Source organism: Streptomyces anatolicus (assembly GCF_019400875.1).
GTDB classification, from domain to species: Bacteria; Actinomycetota; Actinomycetes; order Streptomycetales; family Streptomycetaceae; genus Streptomyces; species Streptomyces anatolicus.
The window spans coordinates 1-4,232 of the sequence record NZ_WMBF01000516.1 but is presented as its reverse complement, the minus strand read 5'-3'; the positions used below and the strand labels follow the sequence as shown (position 1 = coordinate 4,232).

The window sequence follows — 4,232 nt, the reverse complement described above, 5'->3', positions numbered from 1 at the left end:
GCCCATGACCTCCCTGCTCCGCGGCGGAGCCGCGAATGTGAACAGCGCGGCGCGCCGCCGCCGCACCGCGGCCGCCATTGGCGCCGTCTCCGCCGGACTCCTCGTTCTCTCGGCCTGTGACAAGCCGACGCCGCTGGCCACCGTGACGGTCGGCAGCGACTCGGTGCACACCGAAGCCTCCTGCTACAACGACGGCAAGGAGCTGAAGCAGTCCCAGCTCAAGTCCTGTCTCCAGGACAAGGACGTGAAGACCGTCAAGATCGACCCCGACGAGAAGGTCCGCTTCGGCGTCGACCCGGAGGTCGCCGAGAAGGGCTGGACTCTGCTCATGAACGGCCAGCCGCTGACCGAGGCCAGCAAGAAGACGTACGTGGTCATCCCCGGCAGCGTCTTCTTCAACCAGCAGTACGGCGGTGGCGGCGACAAGACGACCGTCAGCCTCCTCGAAGGCGGCAAGGGCGGCACGCAGAAGGCGACCGGCCTGTGGTCGTTCAAGTTCAAGAAGGACTCCTGACCCAAGGTCCCCCGGTGACCCAAGGCCCCCCGGTGACCGAAGGCCTCCTGTCCCCCGGTCCCGTGCCGCACCCGCGCGTCCTCGTCGCCACCGCCGTCCCCGCCGAACGGGACGCGGTGGCCCGCGCGCTGCTCCCCGCGGATGACGTGGACGCGCTGTCCGTCGGCGTGGGCCCCGCGGCCGCCGCGGCCGGTACGGCGACCGCGCTCGCCCGCGCCGCCGCCACCGGCCGCCCCTACGGCCTTGTCGTCTCGGCGGGCATCGGCGGCGGCTTCCCGCCCGACGCCCCCGTCGGCTCCCTCGTCGTCGCCGACGAGATCACCGTCGCCGACCTGGGCGCCGAGACCCCGGACGGCTTCGCGCCCGTCACCGAACTCGGCTTCGGTGCCGTCACCCACCGACCGCCGCGTTCCCTCGTACGGGAGATCGCCGACGCCTGCGGTGCCGCGACCGGCACCGTCCTGACCGTCTCCACCGTCACCGGCAGCGCCGAGCGCGCCGCCGAGCTGCGTCGGCGCCATCCGCGTGCCCTGGCCGAGGCGATGGAGGGGTTCGGTGTCGCCGAGGCCGCCGCCCTGCACGGCCTGCCCGTCCTGGAGATCCGCGCGGTCTCCAACCCCGTCGGCCCCCGCGACCGCGCCGCCTGGCGGATCGGTGACGCGCTGGCCGCGCTGAGCGACGCGTTCGGGAAGTCCACGCCGGTACTGAAGGGTTGGCACACGTATGACAGGAACGACTGAGTCACCGCTGCGCATCGCGTACTCCCCCTGCCCCAACGACACCTTCGTCTTCGACGCGTGGGCGCACGGCCGGGTGCCCGGCGCCCCCGCGCTGGACGTGACGTTCGCGGACATCGACATCACCAACGGCGTCGCCGAGCGCGCCGCGTCCTCGGCCGCGCTCGCCTCCGACCTCGATCTCGACGTCCTGAAGGTGTCGTACGCCGTCCTGCCCTACGTCCTCGACGAGTACGCCCTGCTGCCCTGCGGCGGCGCGCTCGGCCGGGGCTGCGGGCCTCTCGTGCTGACCCGTGAGCCGGGTGTGGACCTGACCGGGCGGACGGTCGCCGTGCCGAGCGAGAAGTCGACGGCGTATCTGCTCTTCCGGCTCTGGGCCGCGGACACGCTGGGCGGCGACGGCGTCGGCGAGATCGTCGTGCTGCCGTTCGACCAGATCATGCCCGCGGTGCGCGACGGCAAGGTCGACGCGGGCCTGGTCATCCACGAGGCGCGCTTCACGTACCAGAACTACGGCCTGCACCGCCTCGCCGACATGGGCGAGCACTGGGAGGCCACGACGGGCCTGCCGATCCCGCTGGGTGCGATCATCGCCAAGCGCGGCCTCGGCCCGGCGGTTCTCGAACAGCTGGCCGCGGCGGCCCGCGCCTCGGTCCGTATGGCCTGGGACGACCCCGAGGCGTCCCGCCCCTACGTACTCGAACACGCCCAGGAGATGGACCCGGCCGTCGCCGACCAGCACATCGGGCTGTACGTCAATGAGTTCACGGCCGACCTGGGCGAGGACGGCTACGCGGCCGTACGGGGGCTGCTGACGCGAGCGGCGGCCGAGGGGCTTGTGCCCGCGTTGGCGCCGGGAGCGCTGGCCTTCCCCGACCGCGGAACCGTCTGAGGGCTGCTCGTTCTCTGCTGCCGGGCGGGCCCGCTGAGCCCGCCCGGCGCCGAGTCGTACGTACGGCTATACGTCCAACTGGTCCGCGACCGCTCTCAGCAGCCCCGCGATCTTCGCGCCCGACGCCTTGTCGGGGTAGCGGCCCTTCTCCAGCATCGGCGTGATGTTCTCGAGGAGGGTCGTCAAGTCCTGGACGATCGATGCCAGTTCGTCCGGCTTGCGGCGCTGTGCGGCCGCGACCGACGGGGTCGGGTCGAGAAGGGTGACGGAGAGGGCCTGATCGCCGCGCTGCCCCGCGACCACACCGAATTCCACGCGCTGGCCGGGCTTGAGTGTGTCGACGCCGGCGGGCAGTACGGAGGAGTGCACGAAGACGTCGCCGCCGTCGTCGCGGGAGAGAAAGCCGAAGCCCTTCTCACTGTTGAACCACTTGACCTTGCCGGTAGGCACGTGAAGTCCTCGTCCTCGTCGTACGCGTCTGTGCCGGTCCGCCCCAGCCGGAGATGACGGGGCGAAAACGGCTCTGGATAGCACTACAGCGGGTCGCCCGACCCGCCGGGACCAAGACTATTGGTCCGGGAGCCGGTGACAAGACGTCCCCGATCTCTTCCTTCGGGTTCCTCCTTCGCGCTGGGAACTACCCTGGTGGGGTGCGTGACAAAACCCAAGCGAATTCGGCCGGGCCCGGCGACGGAATGGTCCGGATCGGAGCGATCGTCTTCTTCGTCGGCGCCGTGGCCACACTGGTCACGGTGGCCCCGCTCTTCCTAGGCACCGACCCCTTCCCGCCCCTCGCGTACGCGGTGTGCATGCTGATGGGTGTCGGCTTCCTCGTCGCGGCCGCCGGAGTGCTGCGCGGCATCGCGGTCCAGCGGCGCCAGGCGAGGTCCGCGGCCGGCTAACGCCCCTCGTCAAGTCCCTCTCCCGCGACGTACGCGTCGAGCCAGGGCGCGAACTCCGTCAGCCCGCCGAGGACCACGTCCGCGCCCGCCGCGCGCAGTTCCGCTGCGTCACACGGCCCGGTCGCCACCGCGACGGAGAGCGCGCCCGCCGTACGCGCGCCGCGTACATCGCCGGTGTGGTCACCGACGTACACCGCCGCCCCGTACTCGCGCAGGGCCTCCGCCTTCGCCTCCGCCCAGAGCCAGCCGATGACCGCGTCGGCCTCGATGCCCAGGTGCGTGAGGTGCAGCTTCGCGTTGGGCTCGTGCTTGGCGGTCACCACGATCGCGCGGCCGCCGTGCGCGCGGACCGCGGCCACCGCCTCGCGGGCGCCGGGCATCGCGAGCGTCGACGGGAGGGCGTATGTGGGATAGATCTCACGGTAGCGGTCGGCCCTCTCCTCGATCTCCTCGGCGGGGAACCAGTGCCGCAGCTCCTGTTCCAGCGGCGGCCCGATGCGCGTGATGGCCAGGTCCGCGTCTATGTACGTGCCCGTCTCCGCGGAGAGCGCTTGGTAGGTCGCCCTGATCCCGGGCCGGGAGTCGATCAGGGTCATGTCGAGGTCAAAGCCGACGGTCAGCGCGCGTGAGGTCATGGGCCCATTCTGCCGAGGCCGCCCCACGCCCCGCCCTGGGACTCAGCCGGGCGCGGGCCCGCGCCTCACGGGCGGTGTCGCTGCGATCTCCACACCAGGAAGAGCGCGGAGGCGATGGCCGCGCCGCGTACCACCCAGGGCCAGGTCTCGGCGATGGCGCCGCTCATCTGGCCCTCGCGGATCGGCTCGCCCCATCTGCCGTCCGTACGCCCCCACAGCCAGGTGAGCCCGGCGGCCACCGCGAGCCCCGGCATGCCGAGGACGGCCCACTTCGCCTCCGCGCGGGAGAGCCTGCGGGAGGCGTAGGCGATGAGCCAGCCACCGCCGAGGGCAAGCCAGTTGCCGAGGACGGCGCCGGCGATCAGGGCGGCCGCGGCGAGGAGGAGCAGGGGGTTGCTGAGGCCGGGGCCTTCCCCGGTGCGGAGGGGGAGGCGGGGGCGCCAGAGCCGGGGCCGCTCCTCGGCTTCGATCCGCTCATCCGCTTCCGTCTCTTCTTCCAGCGCCTCTACACCCTCCCCCTCCTCAACCTCCCCCTCCTCGGCCTCTTTGGTG

At 72.1% G+C, this 4,232-nt stretch carries 6 protein-coding genes and 1 pseudogene; 4 read left to right on the top strand and 3 right to left on the bottom strand.

The window, feature by feature from the left end; translation table 11 throughout:
- The first annotated feature begins 4 nt into the window (after window positions 1–4).
- Genes GKQ77_RS28640 through GKQ77_RS28630 form a run of 3 tightly spaced genes read left to right on the top strand, consistent with a single transcriptional unit; the run spans window position 5 to window position 2,143 of the window.
- Window positions 5–514: a DUF2771 domain-containing protein gene (locus GKQ77_RS28640; protein ID WP_125513492.1), complete on the top strand. Its 510-nt coding sequence runs from the start codon at window positions 5–7 to the stop codon at window positions 512–514.
- A gap of 14 nt (window positions 515–528) precedes the next feature.
- The gene (locus GKQ77_RS28635; protein WP_372460007.1) at window positions 529–1,254 is read left to right on the top strand and encodes a futalosine hydrolase; all 726 of its coding nucleotides are present in this window, start codon (window positions 529–531) and stop codon (window positions 1,252–1,254) included.
- The gene (locus GKQ77_RS28630) at window positions 1,238–2,143 is read left to right on the top strand and encodes a 1,4-dihydroxy-6-naphtoate synthase (RefSeq protein ID WP_219691870.1); all 906 of its coding nucleotides are present in this window, start codon (window positions 1,238–1,240) and stop codon (window positions 2,141–2,143) included. Before GKQ77_RS28635 ends, GKQ77_RS28630 begins: the two co-directional genes overlap by 17 nt.
- Before the next feature lie 66 nt (window positions 2,144–2,209).
- Here GKQ77_RS28630 and GKQ77_RS34010 read toward each other — a convergent pair whose 3' ends face one another.
- Window positions 2,210–2,593: a cold-shock protein gene (locus tag GKQ77_RS34010; protein WP_016642928.1), complete on the bottom strand. Its 384-nt coding sequence runs from the start codon at window positions 2,591–2,593 to the stop codon at window positions 2,210–2,212.
- 200 nt (window positions 2,594–2,793) lie between these two features.
- Between GKQ77_RS34010 and GKQ77_RS28620 the strand changes: the two genes are divergently transcribed.
- Entirely contained in the window at window positions 2,794–3,045 is a 252-nt protein-coding gene (locus GKQ77_RS28620; RefSeq protein WP_219691862.1) for a hypothetical protein, read from the top strand.
- Here the strand turns inward: GKQ77_RS28620 and GKQ77_RS28615 are convergent.
- A complete protein-coding gene (locus tag GKQ77_RS28615; RefSeq protein ID WP_219691860.1) occupies window positions 3,042–3,680 on the bottom strand; it encodes an HAD family hydrolase in 639 nt (212 codons plus the stop codon). The genes GKQ77_RS28620 and GKQ77_RS28615 overlap by 4 nt on opposite strands.
- 65 nt (window positions 3,681–3,745) lie before the next feature.
- Window positions 3,746–4,232 (bottom strand): annotated as a pseudogene (locus GKQ77_RS28610) (hypothetical protein); the annotation flags it as partial.